The organism is Bremerella cremea, assembly GCF_039541315.1.
Classification (GTDB): domain Bacteria; phylum Planctomycetota; class Planctomycetia; order Pirellulales; family Pirellulaceae; genus Bremerella; species Bremerella cremea.
This window is the reverse complement of the sequence record NZ_BAABFZ010000003.1, coordinates 1,080,726-1,103,208: the sequence shown is the minus strand read 5'-3', so window position 1 is coordinate 1,103,208 and position 22,483 is coordinate 1,080,726. Positions and strand designations below refer to the sequence as shown.

17 protein-coding genes are annotated in these 22,483 nt (G+C 57.1%); all 17 read left to right on the top strand.

Annotated features, from left to right (window positions below; translation table 11 throughout):
* Positions 1 to 5: 5 nt before the first annotated feature.
* The 17 genes from ABD890_RS06720 to ABD890_RS06640 all read left to right on the top strand — a co-directional run bounded on the left by ABD890_RS06720 (position 6) and on the right by ABD890_RS06640 (position 22,482).
* Positions 6 to 1,028, top strand: a complete 1,023-nt coding sequence (locus ABD890_RS06720; RefSeq protein WP_345087146.1) for a COX15/CtaA family protein — start codon at positions 6 to 8, stop codon at positions 1,026 to 1,028.
* On the top strand, positions 1,025 to 1,936 hold the full coding sequence (cyoE, locus tag ABD890_RS06715; RefSeq protein WP_345087144.1) for a heme o synthase: 912 nt from the start codon (positions 1,025 to 1,027) through the stop codon (positions 1,934 to 1,936). The genes ABD890_RS06720 and cyoE overlap by 4 nt, the downstream gene beginning before the upstream one ends.
* Positions 1,937 to 1,971: 35 nt before the next feature.
* Positions 1,972 to 3,186: a cytochrome c oxidase subunit 3 gene (locus tag ABD890_RS06710; protein WP_345087142.1), complete on the top strand. Its 1,215-nt coding sequence runs from the start codon at positions 1,972 to 1,974 to the stop codon at positions 3,184 to 3,186.
* 11 nt (positions 3,187 to 3,197) lie between these two features.
* Entirely contained in the window at positions 3,198 to 3,629 is a 432-nt protein-coding gene (locus tag ABD890_RS06705) for a cytochrome C oxidase subunit IV family protein (RefSeq protein WP_345087140.1), read from the top strand.
* A gap of 12 nt (positions 3,630 to 3,641) precedes the next feature.
* Positions 3,642 to 4,580, top strand: a complete 939-nt coding sequence (locus tag ABD890_RS06700; protein ID WP_345087138.1) for an ABC transporter ATP-binding protein — start codon at positions 3,642 to 3,644, stop codon at positions 4,578 to 4,580.
* Positions 4,577 to 5,440, top strand: coding sequence for an ABC transporter permease (locus ABD890_RS06695; protein ID WP_345087136.1), 864 nt, complete (start codon positions 4,577 to 4,579; stop codon positions 5,438 to 5,440). The genes ABD890_RS06700 and ABD890_RS06695 overlap by 4 nt, the downstream gene beginning before the upstream one ends.
* Complete coding sequence (locus ABD890_RS06690; protein WP_345087134.1) at positions 5,437 to 6,618, top strand: SCO family protein; 1,182 nt, start codon at positions 5,437 to 5,439, stop codon at positions 6,616 to 6,618. The genes ABD890_RS06695 and ABD890_RS06690 overlap by 4 nt, the downstream gene beginning before the upstream one ends.
* Positions 6,619 to 6,621: 3 nt before the next feature.
* On the top strand, positions 6,622 to 7,071 hold the full coding sequence (locus ABD890_RS06685; RefSeq protein WP_345087132.1) for a DUF420 domain-containing protein: 450 nt from the start codon (positions 6,622 to 6,624) through the stop codon (positions 7,069 to 7,071).
* 9 nt (positions 7,072 to 7,080) lie between these two features.
* Positions 7,081 to 7,398, top strand: a complete 318-nt coding sequence (locus tag ABD890_RS06680) for a hypothetical protein (RefSeq protein ID WP_345087130.1) — start codon at positions 7,081 to 7,083, stop codon at positions 7,396 to 7,398.
* 174 nt (positions 7,399 to 7,572) lie between these two features.
* Entirely contained in the window at positions 7,573 to 10,044 is a 2,472-nt protein-coding gene (locus tag ABD890_RS06675; RefSeq protein WP_345087128.1) for an outer membrane protein assembly factor BamB family protein, read from the top strand.
* A 54-nt stretch (positions 10,045 to 10,098) separates the two neighbouring features.
* Positions 10,099 to 11,139 (top strand): AAA family ATPase, encoded by a 1,041-nt coding sequence (locus tag ABD890_RS06670; RefSeq protein WP_345087126.1) that lies wholly within the window; start codon positions 10,099 to 10,101, stop codon positions 11,137 to 11,139.
* Positions 11,105 to 11,998 (top strand): DUF58 domain-containing protein, encoded by an 894-nt coding sequence (locus ABD890_RS06665; protein WP_345087124.1) that lies wholly within the window; start codon positions 11,105 to 11,107, stop codon positions 11,996 to 11,998. Before ABD890_RS06670 ends, ABD890_RS06665 begins: the two co-directional genes overlap by 35 nt.
* A gap of 31 nt (positions 11,999 to 12,029) precedes the next feature.
* Positions 12,030 to 14,243 (top strand): BatA domain-containing protein, encoded by a 2,214-nt coding sequence (locus ABD890_RS06660; protein WP_345087122.1) that lies wholly within the window; start codon positions 12,030 to 12,032, stop codon positions 14,241 to 14,243.
* Positions 14,240 to 16,642, top strand: coding sequence for a hypothetical protein (locus ABD890_RS06655; protein ID WP_345087120.1), 2,403 nt, complete (start codon positions 14,240 to 14,242; stop codon positions 16,640 to 16,642). The genes ABD890_RS06660 and ABD890_RS06655 overlap by 4 nt, the downstream gene beginning before the upstream one ends.
* 22 nt (positions 16,643 to 16,664) lie before the next feature.
* Positions 16,665 to 20,465, top strand: a complete 3,801-nt coding sequence (locus ABD890_RS06650) for a coiled-coil domain-containing protein (RefSeq protein ID WP_345087118.1) — start codon at positions 16,665 to 16,667, stop codon at positions 20,463 to 20,465.
* Positions 20,455 to 21,402 (top strand): hypothetical protein, encoded by a 948-nt coding sequence (locus ABD890_RS06645; protein WP_345087116.1) that lies wholly within the window; start codon positions 20,455 to 20,457, stop codon positions 21,400 to 21,402. The genes ABD890_RS06650 and ABD890_RS06645 overlap by 11 nt, the downstream gene beginning before the upstream one ends.
* 36 nt (positions 21,403 to 21,438) lie before the next feature.
* On the top strand, positions 21,439 to 22,482 hold the full coding sequence (locus ABD890_RS06640; RefSeq protein WP_345087114.1) for a prenyltransferase/squalene oxidase repeat-containing protein: 1,044 nt from the start codon (positions 21,439 to 21,441) through the stop codon (positions 22,480 to 22,482).
* Position 22,483: the final 1 nt, after the last annotated feature.

Below are 22,483 nucleotides of genomic sequence, written 5' to 3'. Positions count from 1 at the left end.
GGATCATGGCGAATCCATCGCAACTCGAATCTCCCTGGCCACATCGACTGGCATTGCTGCTGGTGTGCGCGACCTTTCCGCTGATCTGGATCGGCGGTCTGGTGACCACTACCAAAAGCGGCATGGCGGTGCCTGATTGGCCGTCGACCTATGGATACAACATGTTTTTGTATCCGTGGCAGACCTGGGTGTTCGGGCCGTACGATTTGTTCCTCGAGCATGGCCATCGCCTGTTGGCTTCGACCGTCGGTTTGTTGTGCATCGCTTTCCTGGTGTTGGCAATCTGGCGAAGAGATCGCTCGCTGATCCTGCTGGGGATTGTTGCCTTGGTTCTGGTCCTAAGCCAAGGTGTGCTGGGTGGGCTCCGCGTGGTTTGGGATAAGACCACCATTGCCCGTGTGCATGGCTGCGTGGGGCCGTTGTTCTTCGGCTTTCTGGTTTACCTGGAATGCTTCACCTCGAAACGTTTCCAGGCGATGAAGCCCATCGGCGGTTCGCGAAGTGCGATCTACTGGCAGCTTTCGATCGGCTTCGTTGCGGTCGCGTTTTTGCAGATTGTGTTGGGGTCACTGATTCGGCATGTGTCGGCCGGTATGACGCATGGTTCGTTCCGTGCCTCGTTGATCTTCCACGTGATCACGGCATTTCTGGTCGCGGTCAGCGCGATCACCCTTTGCTGGGTTGCCTGGCGTGACGCGGAAGCCAATCGGCGGATTCGCTTTGTGGCGAGCTTTTCGGCACTGCTGATCGTCGCTCAGATCATGCTCGGCATCGCCGCCTATACGGTGAAATATGGCTGGCCGACATTCCTGCCTGGCGGAAGTCTTTTTGCCAGCTATGTCGTTCAGTGGGAAAGTGGTTTGCAATCGATCATCGTGACGGGCCACGTCGCGGTCGGATCGTTAATCCTGGCGTCCAGCGTCATTTTGCTGGCCTATTGCACACGGTGTTACCCGATGGCTTTCAGCCGAACCAATTCGTCGCCTGCCAACGTCGCAGGCTCTTCTAGCACGGAGGCCATGGCATGAGCAGCGGTCCTGCCACTTTGACCCAGCGCAAGTCGCCGGTACGTCAACAACTCAGCGATTACCTCGAGCTGACTAAGCCGAAGATTGCCGTGCTGCTGTTGGTCTGTGTGACCATCGCCGCATTCTGTGCCAGCAATGGCCAGCCTGACATTCTGAAGTTGATTCACGTGATTGTCGGCACCGCGTTGGTCGCCGCCAGTAGCTGCGTGTGGAACCAGTGTCTGGAAGTTCACGCCGATCGTCAGATGAATCGCACCGCCCAGCGGCCGATTCCCAGTGGTCGGTTGTCACGTTATTCGAGCGCGATGTTCGGAACCTTTTTGGGTTCGGTTGGCGTTTCGTATTTGCTGGCCACGGTCGGCTTGATGCCTGCCTTGATTGGTGCGTTGACCTGGCTGCTGTATGTCTGCATTTACACGCCGATGAAGCAGATGACTCCCTGGAATACCACCATCGGCGCGATTGCCGGTGCGTTGCCGATGTTCATGGGATGGTTGGCCGTCAATCCAGTGCTCGATATTCGAGCGGTGGCGTTGTTCGCGATTCTGTTCTTCTGGCAGTTCCCGCACTTCATGGCGATCGCCTGGCTCTATCGTGAAGATTATGCCCAAGGGGGTATGCAGATGTGGTCAGTCGTCGATCGAACCGGAACGAAGGCTGGCATCCAAGCAGTCTCCGGTGCGATGGCCTTGCTGCTGGTGAGCGTCGTGCCGGGCGTCGGCCAGATTGCGATGGGCAACGTGCTCTACATGCTACTGTCGCTGCTGGGCGGTACGTTCATGCTGCTCGCTTCGTGGCGTTTCTTTGTGATTCGTGATGAGAAGTCCGCACGGCGACTGCTGTTCGCTTCGCTGATCTATCTGCCGATCCAATTGACGCTGCTGGTCCTGCTGCCAGCCCACGTTTAACGTACAAGTTTCTCGAAACCAAGAACTGACATCGCATGTCTGACTCCCATCACGAACATGACGGCCACATCAAGTTGGAGTACCATCCGGCGCTGCCATTGCCGCTGGGTAAGCTTTGCTTGTGGTTGTTTCTGTCGACCGAAATCATGTTCTTCGCCGGCCTGATCGGGGCCTACGTGGTGCTGCGATTTGGTGCACCAACAGGAACGTGGCCGGCTCCGCACGATGTCTACCTCAGCGAACCACTAGGTGCTTTGAATACCTTCGTGCTGATCTGCAGTAGCCTGGCGATTGTGCTGTGCCTGGAGGCGGCCCGAAAGAATCAAGCCGACAGCGCTAAGAAGTGGCTGATCGTGACGTTCACGCTGGGTTGTGTTTTTCTTGGGGTGAAGGCCTTCGAGTATCAGCAGAAGTTTGCCCACGGTATCTTTCCGACCAAAGAGCATCGTCGTCTCTACGACCAGCCCGACGTCTATTACGTCTCGGCGGTAAAGGTTCGCCTGGAAGAATTGAAGTCGGGACTGACCGACGAGCAAAAGGAAGAAGAAGTCGGCCACGGCATGACACGCGGGCAATTCATCGACGTGATGATGACCGGCGGCGCTCAGCATGCGGCCCGCGCGGCCACGCAGACCGACAACCCACTGGAAGCCCAGGCCATTCTCGATTCGTTGGCCTACGCCGTCTGGCATCATGCTCCGTCTGAATATCAAGTGACGCGACTTCGCAATGAACAGAAGTCAATCGAAGCTCCCCTGGCCAAGCTGGAAGAGACGCTCAAGTCGCTCGACGCGAAAAAGGCCGAGATCAACGGCAAGCTGACCAACCCAGGCGAAGGGGACGACAAGCTGACCGACGAGCAGATGACCGAACTACGCGTCGAGCTGGGAACTTTGATGCAGGACGTCGCCAAGACCGAAGTCGACGCCAAGCCACTTCGCGAACGGAAGGCTTTCCTGGATGTCGTTCTGGCCGATGATGCACATCTGCTGAACCATGGCATCAGCCACGAAATGGATTGGATGAAGCTGCCGTTCGTCATTCCCAGCGGCAACATGTGGGCCAGCACGTACTTCCTGCTGACCGGCTTCCATGCCATTCACGTAATCGTTGGATTGATCATCTTCGCCATCGTGCTGTTTGGCACGCTCGATGCGACAAAAGCCAATTACCTGGAGAACGCCGGGCTGTATTGGCACTTTGTCGACCTGGTGTGGATTTTCCTGTTCCCGATGCTGTACCTGTTTTAAAGATTGAAGCCGTGAGCGATTCACACTCCCATCCGCCGACGCACGATCAGCATCTGCACAACGACGAAACCTTGCACGCCACCTCAGGCAATACCAAGTACTGGATTGTCTTTGTGGCCTTGTGCTTGCTGACGATGTGCTCGTTTCTGACTTACTTCGATTGGTGGCGAACCAGCATTCCTCCGCACGTCAGCATGGCCTTCATGATGGCTGTTTCGTGCGGCAAGGCACTACTCGTGATGCTGTTCTTCATGCATCTCTTGTGGGAAGCCAACTGGAAGTGGGTGCTCACGGTACCGGCCAGCATGATGGCCGTGTTTTTGGCCTGCATGTTGATTCCGGATATCGGTCTTCGCACCGACTATTACTCGCAAGCCCGCTGGCTGCATGCCCCGGTTCCGCACGTCGAAGCGGATCAGGCTGTGGACTCGGCTGCTCACTAAGTTGAACTGCGAATGATCTCTCCCCGCGCCGTATCCATCGAAAACGTTTCCCATCGCTATGGAAAACGGCAGGCACTCGACCAGGTCTCGCTGGCCATCGATCCAGGCGAGATCTTCGTGTTTCTCGGCCCCAACGGCGGTGGTAAGTCGACGTTGTTTCGTCTGCTGTCGACCTTAATGTCGCTGCAGCAGGGCGAGATTAGCATCCTAGGGCATGGCGTCCGCTCTCATAAACAGCAAGTGCGGCAGCAGCTTGGCGTCGTCTTTCAGATGCCGAGTCTCGATAAGAAGCTGACCGTGCTAGAGAACATTTATCAGCAAGCGGCCCTGTACGGAGTGACGGGGCAAACGCTGCACGATCGCACCGAACTGCTACTGAGCAAGTTGGAACTTGCCGACCGTCGCCATGACATCGTCGAAGATCTTTCCGGCGGACTGCGTCGCCGCGTCGAACTGGCCAAAGGGATGCTGCATTCGCCGAAGGTTCTGCTGCTCGACGAACCAAGCACCGGGCTCGATCCGGCCGCGCGTCAGGCGATGTGGCGATACCTCGAATTCCTTCGCAGCGATCAAGGTGTAACCGTCGTGCTGACATCGCACTTGCTGGAAGAAGCAGAGAAGGCAGACCGCATCGCGATTCTCGATCAAGGCAAGCTCGTCGCCTTGGATACACCGGACGCGCTAAAAGAATCGATTGGCGGGGACACCATCACGATCCGAACCCGGCAACCGCAAGGCTTGATCGAGCGGCTCCAAACCGAACTAAATCTGGCTGCGACCGAAGTTAGCGAGTTCGTCCGTCTTGAAACCGAAGATGGGCCTGGGACAATTCGGGCGATCATGCAGGTCGCCAGCGATCAGGTCGACGCCATCACACTGGCCAAGCCTTCGTTGGAAGATGTTTTCATTCACATGACCGGACGGCAGTTTACCGAAGAGGTGAAACCATGACTTCGGAAGCGATGCCTCATCCTAGTCCTGTGGCCGCGGCGATGTCGCTGTGCCGCCGCGAAATTGTTCGCTTCCTGCGACAACGCAATCGCATCATCGGAGCGATCGGGCAGCCGATCATTTTCTGGCTGTTGTTCGGTACCGGTTTGTCAGGCGTCTTCAAAGCGTCGGGGCAGGGTGGAGGTGACGAAAGCTTCACCGTCTATTTCTTCCCAGGCACTCTTTTACTGATCGTTCTGTTCACGGCGATCTTCGCAACGATCTCGATCATTGAAGATCGCAACGAAGGGTTCCTGCAGTCGGTCCTGGTTTCGCCCATACCTCGCTGGTCGATGGTCTTGGGGAAAGTGCTTGGCGGCACGATTTTGGCGGTCGGCCAGGCAATGTTGTTTTTGCTGCTTAGCTTCTTCGTCGGCATCACGCTTTCTGTTGGTCAGTTCCTGGCTATCTTTGCGATCCTGGTCGTAGCGGCTGTCGGTTTGACGTCGCTCGGGTTCTGGTTGGCCTGGCGGATGGATTCGACGCAAGGCTTTCATGCCGTGATGAATTTGCTGCTGATGCCAATGTGGCTGCTGTCGGGGGCGTTCTTCCCGATTCCGGCCAACGATGCGATCACCTCGACGGGCCAATGGGTGCTGAGCTGGGTGATGACGCTGAATCCGGTGACGTATGCCCTCGGCGCGATCCGCCGGATTATGCACGCCGAGACCGCTCCGAGTTTTCTCGGTGGCGAAGCGACGGGTGACTATTGGTTGCCTGGCGTGGGGCTGGGAGTAACGATTACCGTGTTGTTTGCTGTTGTGATGTTCGCCTTGGCCTGCCAGGCAGCGAAGAAGACCAGGCGAGGAGATTGGATATGAAACCGGCAACCGGAATTTTTGTTAGTGCGATCCTGTTGATCCTGCTCGGACTCACCATGGTGTGGGCCGCCATGAATCGATCTCCCGGCGGGGTGAACCTTCCAGTCGACGACCACGCAGGCGACACCACGTCGGTCGAGCTCGATCGCGAGATCCCACCCTTTCAGTTGACTTCGGCGGAAGAAGAAACGTTCGATACGACGTCGCTGGAAGGAGACGTCTGGATCGCCAGCTTTTTCTTCACCACGTGTCCTTCGATCTGCAAAATGCAGAACCAGCAAATCGCGATCTTACAGGAAGAGTTCGCCGACGACGGTTTGAAGTTCGTCAGCATTACCTGCGATCCCGATACCGACACGCCTGAGGTGCTGCGTCAATATGCCGAATCGTTCCAGGCCGAGCCTGACGTGTGGACCTTTCTGACCGGCGACATGGACAAGCTAAAGAAGATCGTTGAAGAGTCGTTTCTGGTGATGTTTGAAACACAGACCCACAGCGATCGCTTGATGGTGATCGACAAGCAAGGCAAACTGCGTGGTTCGTTTCGGGCTACCGACGACACCGACTTCCGCCGCTGTCAGAAGATGATCAAAGAACTTCTCGCCGAACCTTACGAAGCGAAAAAAGAGCCGGTCGAGAAAGAGGTCGCCAAGAAGGACGAACCGAAGCAGACGATGGACAGCTTTCAGCTGAGCGATAGCCTCGATCTGCCGTTCAATTCCAAGTCGCTTAACGGCGACATCTGGCTGGGGAGCTTCTTCTATACGTCGTGCCCAGGCACCTGCATTCTGCAGAACATGGAGAAGGCCAAGCTGCGGAATGAATTCAAAGATCGTGGTTTGAAGCTCGTCAGCATCACATGCGACCCAGAGAACGATACTCCTGCGGCACTGGCCGGTTATGCCGAACGCTTTGAAGCCGATCCTAGTCGCTGGTACTTCCTGCGAGGCGAGTTCGCCAAGGTCAAGCAAATCGGCGACGAGTTCTTCAACATCGAAGTCGCCGAGCAGTATCACAGCGACCGAGTCTTCCTGGTGAATCGCGAAGGCAAAGTGATTGGTTCTTACCGCACCACCCAGAAAGATCAGATGGAAGAGCTTCAAAAGAAGCTGGACGAGATGCTGCCCAAAGCCGAGTCCGCAGAACAACCCAGCAGTGACAACGAGAAGAAGGACTAACGCGTGGATCTGGTAACTATCTTGCCGCATGTGAATGCGTCGCTGAATGGTCTCGCCACGCTGCTATTGGTGCTGGGCTTTATCCTGATCAAGCAGGGGAAGGTCGAAGCGCACAAGTGGACCATGCTGGGTTGCTTTGGGGTCTCGGTGGTCTTCCTGGTCTGCTACCTCGTTTATCACGGCTTGATGCAGGGACACAGCAAGACCTTCCCTGCGTATCCGCCGGCGGCCGTTCGCTATGGATACTATGCGATGCTGCTGACGCACGTCGTGCTGGCAGCCGCGGTGCCGTTTCTGGCTGTCATCACGATTTACCTGGGCCTAAAAGATCGCCGCGAAGCGCATCGGAAATTCGCGAAATGGACCTTTCCGATCTGGCTTTATGTTTCCGTGACCGGGGTGTTGGTGTATCTTTTCCTATATCAGTTCTTTCCTGCCGAAGCGGCTGCCTGATCGATGAACGTGTTGCCATCCAACTTGACGAAAGCTTTCGCGGCCGCGGCTTTGCTGGCGGTGTGGGAGATCCCGTCGATAGTTTGGGCCTGTCCGACCTGTAAGGATGGTTTGAGCGACAACTACGTCAGCGCGTATGCCTACAGCATCATGTTCATGATGTCGGTCCCATATCTTCTTTTGGCAGGATTTTTCGCTTACATCGTGGTTGCCTATTTGCGGAAGCCAGCAGCCGAGCGGAAAGAACTGTCTGCTGAGCAATTGACCGAAATCGCGCTGAAAAAGGCGGAACAAGGAATTCCGACCCAGCCACCTGCTTGGGACTAGTTTTCCGAGCTTTCCCGGCCTGAAGTGGCTCTGTGGGGTCGATCTAATCGTTACTTGTCCCCCTGCTGGCGGTGGTTTCCGAGATACTATGCCTGCAGTTTGCTTTTCCGGGGGGATGCCGCCTTCTATACTGGATAGACAAATGGCAGCGCCGTCGTCAGGAAAAGCGAGTGCATGATTTTTAGGCCGTGGCTTACATTGCGAACCGCAGGACTGGTTTGGGTCCTTCCCTTATTGCTCCTGGATGCATCGCAGGCCACGGGGCAGGTTCGCGATTTACTCGCTCGGCCGGAGTTCTCTCTGACGGTCGAACTGCCTGAGACGAAGAACGACACCAACAATCTTCTGTCGCAAGTCGATCAGCAACTTCAACAAGCGAAGTGGCAAGACGCGATCGACACGCTCGAGCGGCTCTCTAGCCGCCACGGCAGCGAATTCATCTCGCAAGGTAAAGATCAGGTCGATCTGGGAAGCGAGTATGTCTATTACGACGAACTGAAAACATATCTGCAACGCCGCATCGCGGAGTTCTCGCGACAGACGCCGGAGTTCCTGGAAGCGTATCGCGACCGGATCGATCCGCTTGCCAAAGAAGATCTCGACGCCGCCAAGGCTACCGCCGATCCAGAAGTGCTCGCCGCGACCATCAACGACTACTTTCTCAGCAGCCACACTGACGAGGCCTTGCTGGTCCTGGGAGACCTGCTGCTGGAACGAGGACGTTTTAACGAAGCACGCACTGCCTGGGAACGAATCTCGCCCCGCTTTCGCACGCCGGAAGATCCTCGTGGCGTCTTGCTGGCCATGGCAGGGCAACCGATGTGGGTCGCTGTCGGTGGTATCGACTGGAAACAACATCGCGATCACGTCGCGGCACTGCTCAACGAAGCGGCCAGTTCCGCCTCGCTGGCGACCATCCCTGATACCGATGTCGACCCGGCCGCCGTCTGGGCTCGCCTTTGTTTGACCTCGTGGCTGGAAGGTAGCCAGCAGCGGGCCGCCGTCGAACTGGAACTCCTGCAGCAACTGCATCCTGCCGCGGAAGGTTATCTCGGCGGACGAAATACCAACTACGCTCAATTCCTGGCGAAGCTGATTGAAACGAATCCTGGTTCGACCGCGATTTCACCAAGCAGCGGCTGGCCAACCTTCGCCGGTGCGTACAGCCGAACGGCCAAAGCGATGCAGGAGCGTAAGGTTTCTGACTACGAACCGGCCTGGAGTGTCACGCTCGATGTGCAGTCGCTTTCGCGGGCCCCAGGCAACAACGGCTTCGGAGATGTTCGCACCCTGGAAGATATTCCTTTGATCGCGGAAGATGGCGACGCGCTGCTGAGTACCTTCCCGGTTGTGATGGGGGATCAGGTCATTGTCGCCGATGAGAACCGTGTTCGGGCATTTCAGCTTCATAGCGGCTTGCCATCGTTTCCGGTCGCCGGAAATCAGGTCTTCAAGCGAAACGATCTCGACTATGGCGCGTTCCTGACGACCGGTCGCCGCGTCGATTTCAATTTCGGGCCTGACCGGATGCGTCGAGGTTCGCCGCTGCGGGGGATGGCGTTGCGATTCCTTCACGCATTAGGGCCAGCACGTTTCACGCTCTCTTCCGATCAGACGAAGCTGGTCGCGCGGATCGGGACAACAGCGATCGGCGTCCCCTACGTTCAAGCTCAATTCCAAAATCCTGCCGACATGGTCGTGTTTGACATGCGGAAGGAAGGGAAGATCGAGGCACGCGTCCCGCCGGTGACCGAGCTTTCCGGTCCCTGGTCGTTTGAAGGAACAGCGATCGTGCAAGGCAATCGGCTTTACTGCGGGATGGTCAAGTCTGGCGTCCGCGATGAACTGGCGGTCGGCTGCTTCGACTGGACTACTTCACAGCTGATTTGGCGAAAGAAGATTTGCACGGTGCAGCCTTACGGTAGCGGTCTGGTCGCGGATGGCGAGTTCGGCCATCGCTCGCACAATCTGCTGACCATGGTCGACGGTGTACTGTACTACAACACCAACAACGGTGTGATCGCCGCGCTCAATGCCGACCGGGGACGAATGCTCTGGCTGACACGTTACCCACGCATGGAAATGGTGCCTCGATCGCTCGAACGGGCTCATCCTCAGGTGCAACGGAATGTAAATCCATGCATCGTCGAGCGTGGCCTGGTGATTTCGATGCCGCTCGATTGCGAACGACTGTTTGCCCTCGATGCCGCGACCGGCCAACTCGTTTGGCAAACCGTTCCAGGTGGGCTCGACCCGACGCACTTGATTGGTATCTCCGGCGAAGACGTGCTGGTCAGTGGCGAGCAGCTTTTCTGGGTACATGTCGACTCCGGTCGTATCCGAGCCGAGTTCCCTTCGGTCGATCAGGCCCACCTCGATCGAGGCTTTGGCCGAGGCACCCTGGTTGGAGATCAGGTCTATTGGCCCACTCGCGATAAAGTCTATCGACTCGAAACAAAACTGGCCGACGATGGTTCCATTGTTCCAGCGGCCGAACCTATCGATTTAAGTCAATTTGGCGAGGAAGGTGGCAACCTGGTTTACAGCGACGGTCAACTGATTGTTGCTGGGCCGTCGAGGTTGACGGTTTACACACCGGTTGTCGACGACAAGCCTCCGCCAGCCGCGTCGCCCTCTCAGGAATGAGAGCCTGCGACGAACCAATTCATCCACGATGCACCGTAAACGGATAACGAACCGATGAGTAGCGAAAACGATGCCGCCGCGGCGGCGAGACTGGCAGAGGCTTACGAGCTTCTGCAGCGCGAAGTAGGCCGCGTCATCGTCGGGCAACAGCAAGTGGTCGAACAGCTTCTGATCGCCCTCTTCGCCGGCGGTCACTGTTTGTTGGAAGGGGTGCCTGGGCTGGCGAAGACGTTGATGGTGCGTTCGCTGGCCAGTGCGCTGCATCTCGACTTCAATCGCATTCAGTTCACGCCCGACTTGATGCCTTCCGATATTACCGGAACGGAAATCATTCAAGAGAATCGCTCGACCGGCGAGCGGGCTTACCGTTTCATTCCGGGGCCGATCTTCAGCAATGTGATCCTGGCGGACGAAATCAACCGTACGCCACCGAAGACGCAAGCGGCCCTGCTCGAATCGATGCAGGAAAAGCAGGTCACCGCCGGTGGCAGCAAGCATGCGTTGCCGCGACCTTTCTTCGTGCTCGCCACGCAGAACCCAATTGAACAAGAGGGGACCTACCCGCTGCCCGAAGCGCAGTTGGACCGTTTCATGTTCAATGTGCGGATCGATTACCCTTCCGAAATGGAAGAGTTAGAGATCGTCAAGCGGACGACGGCCGACATTAATACCGAGATCTCGCCACTTTTGACCGGTGACGAAATCCTGGAGCTTTCGCAGGTGGTTCGCCGCGTGCCGGTCGCCGATCCGGTCGCCCAGTACGCGATTCGCCTGGTACGGATGACGCGTCGTGGAAACGATGTCCCCTCGAAGATGGAACCTTATATCCAATGGGGAGCCGGTCCTCGTGCCAGCCAGTTTCTGGTGCTCGGGGCGAAGGCACGTGCCATTTTGCATGGTCGCCAGTTCGCGACGACCGACGACGTGAAAGCGGTCGCGTTGCCGGTTCTGCGACATCGTATCCGAACTAGTTTCAATGCCGATGCGGAAGGTATCACGACCGACCACGTCGTGCAGCAGCTTCTCGATCACTTGCCCACCACGATAGAGGACCGCCAATTTGTCGACGCTTTTAGATCCTCAGACGCTGGCTAAAGTCCAGGGCCTGCGGTTGCGGGCCAAGCATATTGTGGAAGGGTTGATCGCCGGTTCGCACCGTAGCCCGCATCGAGGGTTTTCGATCGAATTCGCCGAACATCGCGACTACGCACCGGGGGACGATCTGCGCTACCTCGACTGGAAAGTGCTCGGCCGAACCGACAAGTACTACATCAAGCAGTTCGAAGACGAAACGAATTTGATCTGCAATCTGGTGGTCGATGTCAGCGAAAGCATGCGTTACCGCGGGCCTGACGCGGCGATGTCGAAGCTGGAATACGCCCAGGCATTGGCCGCGACGTTTGCCTGGCTGATTCTGCAGCAACAAGATGCGGTCGGCCTGGTGACGTTCGATCAGCAGGTGCGATCGCTGGTGCCACCCAGCGGCAGCCCGGTGCAATTGCAGCAAGTGATCGACGTGCTGCAGTCGGCCGAATCGAAAGAGAAAACCGAGATCGGTCCGCTATTGCACGAGCTTTCCGGGCGGTTGAACCGCCGTGGTCTGGTGATTGTGCTGAGCGATTTCTTTGACGATGTCGACTCGATCATGGCAGGCCTCAAGCACCTCCGTTTCCGCAAGCACGACATCATTTTGATGCATGTGCTCGACCCGGCCGAACTCGATTTTCCCTTCGATCGTCCCACGATGTTTCATGGCCTCGAACAGTTCCCGGAACTGCTGGCCGACCCGATCTCGGTCCGCAAAGCATATCGCCAAGAAATCGAAGCGTTCGTGAACGATCTGCGAAGCCAGACGTTGGCTAACCAGATGGACTATGCCCAGGTCCGAACCGACATGCCGTTCGATGCGGTACTGCGTAATTACTTGAACCACCGCAACGCCCGTTTAGTTTAGAACGGCGCTAGCCAGGAACAGTTTTAACCTCGTGAATCCTTTTGCGTTTTCCAGTGCGACGATGCTTCTGTGGGGATTGGCTGCCGTAGCGCCGATTCTCATTCATCTGTGGAATCGTCGTCGCTACCGTGAAACCGACTGGGCCGCGATGAAGTTCCTGCTGGCCGCGATGAAGAAGAATCGTCGCCGCATCCAGGTCGAGCATCTGCTTCTGTTGCTGGTTCGCTGTGCAATCTTGCTCTTCTTCGCGATCGCTTTGGCAGACATGTCGTGCGTCGGCGGCTCGGGAATTGCCGGTTTCGGCGGACCCGGTTCAGCAACGCATACCGTCCTGGTGATCGACCAGTCGTACAGCATGGCGTACGGCGAAGATGGTCAGACGCGACTCGATCGGGCAAAAGATCTGGCCCGACAATTGGTTAACGAAGCAAGCGAAGGTGACGGGTTCACATTGATCACCATGGGGCGAACGGCCCGCGGCGTGATCTCTGAACCGGCGTTCGACCCAGGCGACGTCCTTCGCGAAATCGATCAGATCGATATCGACCCTGGCGTTGCTGTGCTTGATCTGACTCTGGCTGAAATCGAAGGTGTGCTGCGTGTCGCTGCCCGCGACTTCCCACGCCTGCGACGATCTCAGGTTTGTATCCTGACCGACTATGGAGACGTGACCTGGAAAGATTCGGCGTCGCAGTCGAGCGAACAACTACTGGCGAAGATTCAGGAACTCGCAGTCATGCGAACCCTCGACGTCGGTCAGCCTCAAACGACCAACAGTGCGATCGTTGGTGCGGAACAAGTCACGCCCTACCTCACGCCAAACCAGCCAGCCCGATTCCGGGTCGATATTACCTGCGATAACGCCTCGCAATTGCCCAGCCAGGTTCTGCAAATGGTCGTCGATGGTCGGCTGGTTTCGCAGAAGATGGTTCCTTTTGTCGACAACCAAATCGTATCGGTCGAGATGAACACGGTCTTCACCAAGCCTGGAACGCACGCCATCGAGTTCCGATTGGAAGACGACCTGTTGAAGGTCGACAACCACCGCTACGTGGTTGTCGAAGTGAAGCCACAGCTACGTGTGCTTTGCCTGGCAAGCGATGTTCCTTCGCTCAAGTTCTTGAAGCTGGCTCTCGATCCTTCGGGTGAAATCGATTCAGCGATCAAAGTCGAAACGATGAACGCTTCGGCGCTGCTCGACATCGACCTGCTGGCGTACGATGCAGTCTACCTTTCGAACGTACCGCAAATTGCTCCAGAAGAAGCGGCCGTCTTGCGAGGCTATGTCGAACGAGGGGGCGGGCTGGTGATCTTCCTTGGCGATAAAGTTCGGGCCGACAGTTACAACGCCGCTTTCCAGCCAACTGGCGAGAATCCTGCTCCGCTGCTCGGCGTGCATCTCGATCAGCCGTCGAAGCGGGGCGAGTACTTCCTCGACCCACGCCAGTACGAAAGTCCGATTCTCGAGCCATTCCGCGGCCAACAAGCCGGTGGTTTGTTGACGACGCCGGTCTGGAATTATTTCCAGGTCAACCTGCCGGAAGGTTCGTCGGCGAGGACCGATTTGTGGTTTGGCAGCGGCGACCCGGCGATCGTTTCAGGCCAATACCATCCGGCGCTGAAGGAGGACGAACTGGTCTCACGGTTGGGAGGCAACGTGCTTTTGTTCTGTTTGCCGGCCAGTACCGATAGCGTCGACCGTTCGCTCGATCCGCCCGAAGCGTGGACCGTGTTTCCAACGTGGCCGAGCTTCCCGCCGCTGGTGCAAGAGTCGCTGGCCATGGCGGTCGCCTCGCAGTTCGATCGCCGCAATCGCCAACTGGGCGAAGTGTTTGAAGGGATTGTCGAAGGCAATTTGGGTGCGACCTTGATCGAAGTGACATTGCCTGACGATCAGTCGAGCCGTATCGAAGCCGTTGCCCGCGACGACCGTTTATTCTGGGCGTTTGATCGAACCGATCAGGTCGGGATTTATCGCTCGAAGTCTCTGTCGGACGGAGCGACCTCGCAGGTCGAGTTCGCTGTGAACCCAGATCCGCGTGAAAGCGATCTGAGTCGCGTTGCCATGGAGAACGTGCCGCCTGGTTTGCAGCCTGGCGAGCATGGAGCAGACGTGGCCGGCGGAAGTCCGATGGTCGCGGCTGCCTCGTCGATCGATCTGTTTCGCTACGCGTTGATTCTGGTGCTCGGTTTGTTATTCGTAGAAAGTTTTCTGGCCTTTCGATTTGGGGCCGCCGCACGATGAATGACGCATGGCGACAATTCGTTCGGTGGACCCTGGCCGATGAGAGCCCGGTAACCGATGCCACGATGGAAGTGACCTTGCAGTGGGCACCACCGTGGGCGGCATGGGTAACGCTGCTGATTGTGATCTCGGCGGTGTTGTTCTTCGGCTGGATTTATCGCCGTGAAAACCGTCAGCGAGCGATTCCTAAATGGGCGTTCCTGTTGGCTGGCCGCCTGACGCTGATCGGTATCGTGCTGTTCATGCTGTATGGTCTTCAGCAGCAGCCATTCCAGACCGACGCGCCAGACCTGGTCATCGCGATCGACGACACACAAAGCATGTCGCATCAAGATAGCTTCGCGGAAGGCGAAGAGTCGTTGATTCGCTCGCGCGTCGAAGCGGCGAACCTGGGCGAACCGACACGGTGGAACCAAGCCCGGACCGTGCTGCTGGAAGAGAACGAGTCGCTGCTCAAGAAGCTTCGTGAACGCTATAACGTTCGATCCTATTGGCTGGGTGACTCCGGCCGCGCACTGACGGTACCGGACGATCAGTTCGGCGATGCCCTCCGAACTTCCACTCCTTCCGGCGAAGTGAGTCGACTGGGAACGAGCCTTTCACAAATTCTGGAACAACAGCGTGGCCGACCGACAGCTGCGGTTGTGCTTCTTTCCGACGGCGTGACCATCGAAGGCTCTAGCCTTTCCGAAGGAGCCCAGCAGGCAGCACTGCGTGGCATTCCAGTCTTCCCAATTGGAATCGGTAGCCAGCAGCTTTCGCGGGAACTTCGCCTCGAAGAAGTGGTCGTCGATCCGGTCGCCTTCGTAGGCGATACGCTAACCTTCACGATTCGTCTTTCGGCTCAAGGGATGGAGGGAGAATCGGTTCGTTTGTCGGTTGCCGATCGGGACAATCCCAGCGTCGTGCTAAACGAATTCGATCTGACACTTCCCACAGAGCGTGTGACTCGCGAAGTTCGGTTGCAGTTCCGACCGGACAAGATTGGCGACTTTCATTATGTCGTGAAGGTCGATACGGCCAGCGGCGATATGACCGGCGAAGAGACTTCGGTCACACGAAAGGTCAAAGTGCTCGATGCGACGATTCGCGTTCTCTACGTCCAGGCGTATCCTCGCTTTCAGTTCCGTTATTTGAAAATGTTGCTCGAGCGGCAGTTAAAACGGAATGAGGGACTGTCGGAACCAGAACGTGCCTTCGACCTGACCACCATCCTGCAAGATGCCGATCAGTCGTATGCCGATCAGGACGAAACCGCTGAAGTTGCGTTCCCTGCGACGCGCGACCAGTTGTTCGCTTACGATGTGGTGATCGTCGGAGATGTGAACTCGGCGTTCCTAAGCCGCGAGCAACTGCAGAACCTGCGAGACTTCGTCGAAGTCAAAGGGGGCGGGCTGATCTTTGTGGGTGGCCAGTACTTCCTGCCATGGGATTACCGGGCAACGCCGATCGATGCGTTGTTTCCGTTCGCTTTGGATGATGTGCCTCGTTCCGATCCCGATCAGGCCTACCCCGATCGGCTGCGTGTCGAGCTATCGGAACTGGGACTCAACACGTTGCCACTGCAAGTCACCCAGACCCCTGCGGAGTCGATCGCAGCTTGGCAGGGAATGGACCAGGTCTATTGGAATGTGCCGATTCAGCGGCTCAAGCCGGGGGCTCAAACCTTGGCTCAGGTCACCCGGCCCGATGGCGAAAGACAGCCGCTTCTCACGCAGCAGTTCATTGGTCGCGGCAAGGTAATGTTCCTGGGAAGCGATGACCTGTGGCGATGGGATTATCACGACGAGTTCTGGATGCAGACGATTCGCTATTTGGCGCGATCGAGCTTGTTAGGTTCGGACGGCTCGGTCGAAATCACGGTCGATCGTTCGAACTATCGCACCGGAGAATCGGCCACCGCTCGCGTTCGTTTCTTTGACGAAGGTCAGGCCCCGCCTGCCGACGACGGCGTCCAGTTGACGCTCGAGAAGCCGGACGGCCGCACGCGGACGATCACGATGTCGCGAGTCTCGGGTAATCGAGACCTGTTCGAGGCAACCATTCCAGGCCTGACCGCCGGTGACCATCGGCTATGGATCGTTCAACCGCTGCTGCGGGGCGAATCTGGCGAAACCGAACCACCCTCGACCCAATTTTCGGTCGAACCAGTCGCAGGCGAAATGACGCGGCTAGATATGGACTTAGACGAACTTCGGCAGACCGCCTCGTCGACGAGAGGGCAGTATTTCTCGTTCCTCGACTCGGGGAAGCTGTTGGATGTCCTCCCGCGGGGTAGGCAGGTCCGGATTCAGACTTTGCCGCCAGAGCCGCTGTGGAATTCCTGGAAACTTGCCCTGTTGTTCGTCACACTATTAGTTGGAGAGTGGGTCCTGCGAAAACGCATGGGTCTGCTCTAGTTTGTCCCGAAGGAACTGACGGATGGCTTCCGAAACCTCTAAATCCAACGCGTCCGCTGGCGACCACATTGTGGTACGTCGCGTGGAAGAAGCTCGCCGAGGGGCGATGCGGCGCGTTCGCGTGCGCGGGACGGCATGGGCAGTGGTGGCGGCGGTGGCCTTCCTGTTGGGAATGGCGTTGTTCGATTACCTGCTTCGCCAGGACGATATTGGCACACGCTGGTTTCTCTCGCTGATCACGCTCGGCGGTGTCTTATTCTGCGGATACTTTTGGCTACTGCCGGCCTGGCGTTGGGCTCCTTCGCTGCAGCAGATTGCTCAGCGGATCGAACAGTTCTTTCCAGAGATGCGCGATCGAATTTCGAGTGCGCTCTTCTTTCTGGGGCAGGACGAACAAGACGCCTCGGGCAGCTCGACCTATTTTCGGCACAAGCAAATCAATGAAACGGCAGCCACGCTAACCTATACCGACTTGTCGGTTGCCTTGAACCGCAACCTGGCAACGCGGGCTGTCTACGCGACGATCGGCATGACCTTGGTGTTGCTGTCGGTGATGTTCTTTTCACCGCGGCAGTTGTCGACGGCGGTCGCTCGACTGGCGATGCCATGGAAGACAATCGAATGGCCGCGGCATAACAACCTCGCCTTGGTCGACCCGCCGCTGGTCGTGCCGATGGGTGGCCGAGCTACCATCATGGTCGAAGACATCAATGGTCGAATGCCAGAACAGTTAGAGCTTCAGGTCCGTTACCAGCCGGACGAACGCCCGATGGTTCACCCGATGCAGCTCGACCTGGAAAGCAACCAGATGGTTTACCAACTGGATGGCATCCAACGGCCGTTCGAGTTCCGTGTCGAAGGGGGCGATGACGACACGATGGCCTGGTATTCGGTCGATGTGGTCAAGCCACCGAAGTTCACCGACATTCAAGTGACGCTCGTGCCGCCGGAGTACACTCGTTGGCTGCCAAGCGAATCGCCACGTTCCATCATCGCCTTGGCAGGAACCTCGCTCCAGCTTCGCGGAAAGGTCGATCAAACAATCACTCAGGCGGAGTTCGTCTTCGACGCTGCCGGCGAGACGCAGGCATTCCCCTTGGTGATCGGTGAAGATGGCAAGAGCTTCTCGACGCCGCCCGGCTCGGAAAGCGAACCTGCTGTTGGTCCGGTTCTGGAAAAGAGTGGCAACTATTGGATCGAAGTCACGGTCGATTCAGGCCTCAAGAAAGGGGAAGGGCAACGCTTTCCAGTTCGCGTCATTCCTGACAAAACGCCGATCGTCTCGTGGATTGCTCCTGATCGCAACCTTTCGTTAACCGCGTCGGCGATGCTCGATCTATCGGCAGGCGTTCGTGACGATTTGCGAACCGAGGATGTGAAGCTGGCGGTGACCCGTCCCGCCGATGCAACGGTGCTGGTCGACGAGTCGGTCTATACAGGCCCGGAAGAGATCCCGTTTGAGACGGCCCCGAGTAACCTGGCGATGGGGCAGGGCGAAGACCTGGAGATCGTCTATTCGCTCGACTTCGCGAAGCTGGATGGGCTGGTACCAGGGACCGTGCTCGAGCTGATCGTTTCGGCCAGTGACTATCGTCCGCAGTCTGGCAAAAGCCTGCCACGCGTGATCACGATCATTTCCGATGAACAACTCGACCAACGCGTCAATCGTCAACAACGCGACATCATCTCGAAGATCGCCGATGCTCGACGCTTACAGCAGGACGCTCGCCAGCAGACACGCAGTGTCGAGATTCAACTAAACGAAGGCTCCAAGCTTGGCCCGGCAGAGATGGCGAATCTGCAGAACGGCGAGCAGAACCAGAAGAACGTTCGCGACAAGCTGGTCGGCGGCAAAGAAAGTGCTTTGGCCAAGATCGATCAATTGCTCAACGAGCTGAAGCAGAACCGGAAGCCTGATCACGATGCGACGGAAATGTTGGAGGACCTGAAGCGGAAGATCGAAGGGATCGCCAATCAGGAACTCACGCCGATCGAAAACGAGATGACGCAGCTTCGTCGCCAAACGGCTCAAACGGGCCAAAATTCGTCGCCAAACGGCGAAGGCGAACCTTCCGGCGAACAACCGGATCAGCCGAAGGAAGAAGGTGCCACCGAACCAGACGCGGACCAATCGGGTGAGAAGGAAGCCGAGCAGCAGCAAAAGTTGCAGCAGCAGACCCAAGAAAAGCTCAAGGAAGTGGGCGATCGACAAGAGAACGTCGCCGGGCAACTGCAAGACTGGCAGAATGATTTGAACAAGTGGGATACGTTCCGCCGTTTCGCGATGGATGTTCGGGAACTGGCGAATCGTCAGGAAGATCTTTCGCGAGCCGTTGACGAGAAACAGGCCGACATGATCGGCAAAGATGTCGAGCGGATGACCCCTGAGGAACGTGCCGACCTGAAGCAAATGGCCGAACAGCAAACGGGGCTCGCGGGCGAACTGGATCAGATCCAGTCACGCATGCGAGACATGCTGCAGAACAAACCAGACAGCGAAGATGTCTCGAATACGCTGAAAGATGCCATCGCTGAAAATCGTGACTCGGCCGTTTCGCAGCGAATGCGACAAGCAGGCCAGCGGATCGAACAAAACAAATTGTCTTCCGCCAAGGACTCGCAAGACCAGGTCCAGAAATCGCTGGAAGATGTGCTCGACACGCTGCAAAACCGTCGCGAGATCGACAAGAAAGAGCTGAAGCGAAAGCTCGATGAAGCGAAGCAGGAATTGGAAGAGCTTCAAGAGCAGCAAAAGGAATTGAAGCAGAAAGCGACTGAAGCGAAGAATCAGGCCGATCGCAACGATGCTTCGCCGATGGGCCAGCAATCGCGGCAAAAGCAGCTCGAGCGTCTGAAGGAACAAGCCCAACAGATGCAACAGCAAGCCGAACGCCTGGCACGCAAGCTGGAACGGCTCTCGGCGCGGAAAGCTGCCGAGAAGGTTCGCGATGCTGCCGAGCGTTTGGAAGAGGCAGCCAAGAATGCTCAGAACATGGATCCAGAACAGTTGCAGGAAGAGATCGATCAGGCCCAGCAAGACTTGGAAGATGCGCAACAGGAATTGGAAGAGCAGCAAGAGCAAGTCGAGAAAGACCTGGCCGACGAACAAGCGGCCAAACTGAAGCAGTCGATCGATCTGTTGATCATTCGCCAGACGCGGATTCGCGATGAATTGACACGATTGGAAAAAGCCCAGTCGGTCGACGGTCAGCTCACGCCGGCTCAGCAGCAAACGATTCTGGGACTGTCGCTCGAACAAGCAGCGATTACCGACGAGATTCGTTCGTTCGCCGAAGCGATCGCCAAGGCGGAGGTGTATCACCTCTCGCTGCTGCTTACCGCCGAGGTGACGACCGACCTGGCCCGGATCTTAGACACCAGCAAGGTCGACCGGCAGGCCTTGGCACTGGCGGACGAAGCGGTCGAGCGGTTGGAACAACTGGTCGCTGCGATGGAAGAAGAGCAGCAGCAAAAAAAGGGCGAGCAGCAACAACAAAATCAGGATCAACAAGATCAAGGCCAGCAGAATCAACAGCAGCAACAAGGAAGTCAGGACGGCATTAGCCAGACGGCCCAGTTGCGATTGTTGAAGCTGATGCAGCAGTCGCTCAAAGGTCGCACCGAAAAAGCCGGGAAACGCATGGCCGAGAATCCGAACGCCAACGATCAGGCCGAACTGGCTCGCCTGGCATCGGAGCAGGGACGTCTTTCCGAGATGACGCTGAACCTGATCAAGAACACGGAAGAAGAAATGTTCGACCCGGACAGTCTGCCCGATCTCGAGCCAACCGTTCCTGGAGAGGAGGAAGGCAATGAACTTTAAGTATCCATTCGCCTATGGTGTCGTCGTGCTAGGTCTGGTGCTAGGCGGCTGGTGTATGCCGGTCTCGGCCCAGGATGCGGGCGACGAAGATCCAGCGATGTCTTCGCTGGATGAAGAGTTGTTCAACGATCTGGGAAGTGACTTATTCGGCGATCTCGATTTGCCTGCCGAAGCGAAGGAAGCTCCAGAAATGGAGAAGCCGGCGACTGGCGAAGAAGGGAAGCCGAAAGATACTTCTGACGATGAGAATACCGGCCCGCGCGGCATGGGAATCGAACGCACCGATCAGATGGTTCAAGAAGACCCGCTGACCAAGATCGGCGGTTTGATGCGCGAAGTTCAGAAACGCATCTCCGACGGTCAGGCTGAATCGCAAACGGTTGCCATGCAGCAGAAGATCATTGAAGAGATCGAAAAGCTGCTGGAGCAACAGGATCAGCAAAACAACCAGAACCAATCCAACAGCAACTCGCAAAATCAGAATCAGAACCAAAACCAGGATCAACAACAGAATCAGCAGCAGAATCAGCAGCAGAGCCAGTCGGGCGGCCAGCAGCAAAACCAACAGCAACAGCAGGGTGGCCAGCAACAGCAACAACAAGGACAGCAGCAAGGTCAACAACAGGGCCAACAGCAAGGGCAGCAGCAGTCGATGCAGGAAGGGCAAACCGGTGGCGAGCCGCAGCCAAGTGAAGGCAATGGTGAGCCAGGCGAGGAAGAAAGCAACGATTCCAGCAACAGTACCGACAAGCTTCGCGATCGCAAGGTGATGCCGATCTCGCCGGAAGAACAAGACGCCCTGGTCAAGAAGGCGTGGGGTAACTTGCCGACCCATTTGCGAAAACAGATCTCGAACAGTTCGATGGAACGGTTCCTGCCGAAGTACGAACGGCTGACTCAGGAATATTTCCGCAAGCTGGCGGAACTTGAGGAGTAAGCCAACGCGACCATGGATCACTATTCACGCAGAACGATGTTGAAGTCCGCCTTGGCTGCCGCTGGCACCGGGAGCATTGGTTCAATGCTCGCCGCCCAGGAATGGCGTGGCACTTCGCGGCGTGCTTCCAGCGGACTCATCACGCCCGACATTCAATTGAGTATCAACCAAGGTCTGCAGTACCTGGCGGAACGGCAGACGACGCAAGGGCAGCAGCGCGGAGCGTTCGGTTCCGATGGCTATCGGGCGAACACGGCGGTCGTCGGGCTGGCCGGTCTCGCCTTCATGGCATCCGGCAGTTCGCCTAATCGCGGACCGTACGGTGCCAACATCTCTGCATGCCTCGATTACTTGCTGGCCAATACGCAAAGCGGCGGCTTTGTTGCGTTGCCTAATGCCCGAACGCATGGTCCGATGTATGGCCATGGTTTCGCGACATTGTTTCTGGCGGAGGTCTACGGGATGACCGGGGTGCCGGAACTTCGTGATACGGTACGAGCGGCAATCAAGCTAATTGTCGATACGCAGAATGCCGACGGCGGTTGGCGTTATCAGCCGGTCCGAAGCGAAGCCGATATTTCCGTCACGGTCTGCCAGATGATGGCTCTACGCGCAGCACGCAACGCAGGCATCTTCGTACCGAACGAAACGGTCGATCGCTGCGTCGACTATGTCACCCGCAGCCAGAATCCGGATGGCGGGTTCAGCTACATGTTGACCGGCGGCCCGAGTGCCTTCCCACGTTCGGCCGCAGGCGTGGTCGCTCTTTACAGTGCCGGTTTGTACGAAGGAGAAATCATCGAGCGTGCCCTGAAGTACCTCGATGACAACCTGCCGCAGGAAAGTACCTTCCGAGGTAACAATCACTTCTTCTATGGCCAGTACTACGCGGCCCAGGCCTTCTGGCATGTCGGCACGCAACGGTGGGAACGCTATTACCGAATGATCCGCGAGGTCCTGCAAGATCGACAGACGGCCCAAGGTTTCTGGACCGACTTTATCTGTCCTGAATATGGGACGGCGATGGCGTGTATCGTGCTGCAACTTCCCAACAACTATCTTCCGATCTTTCAAAAGTGAT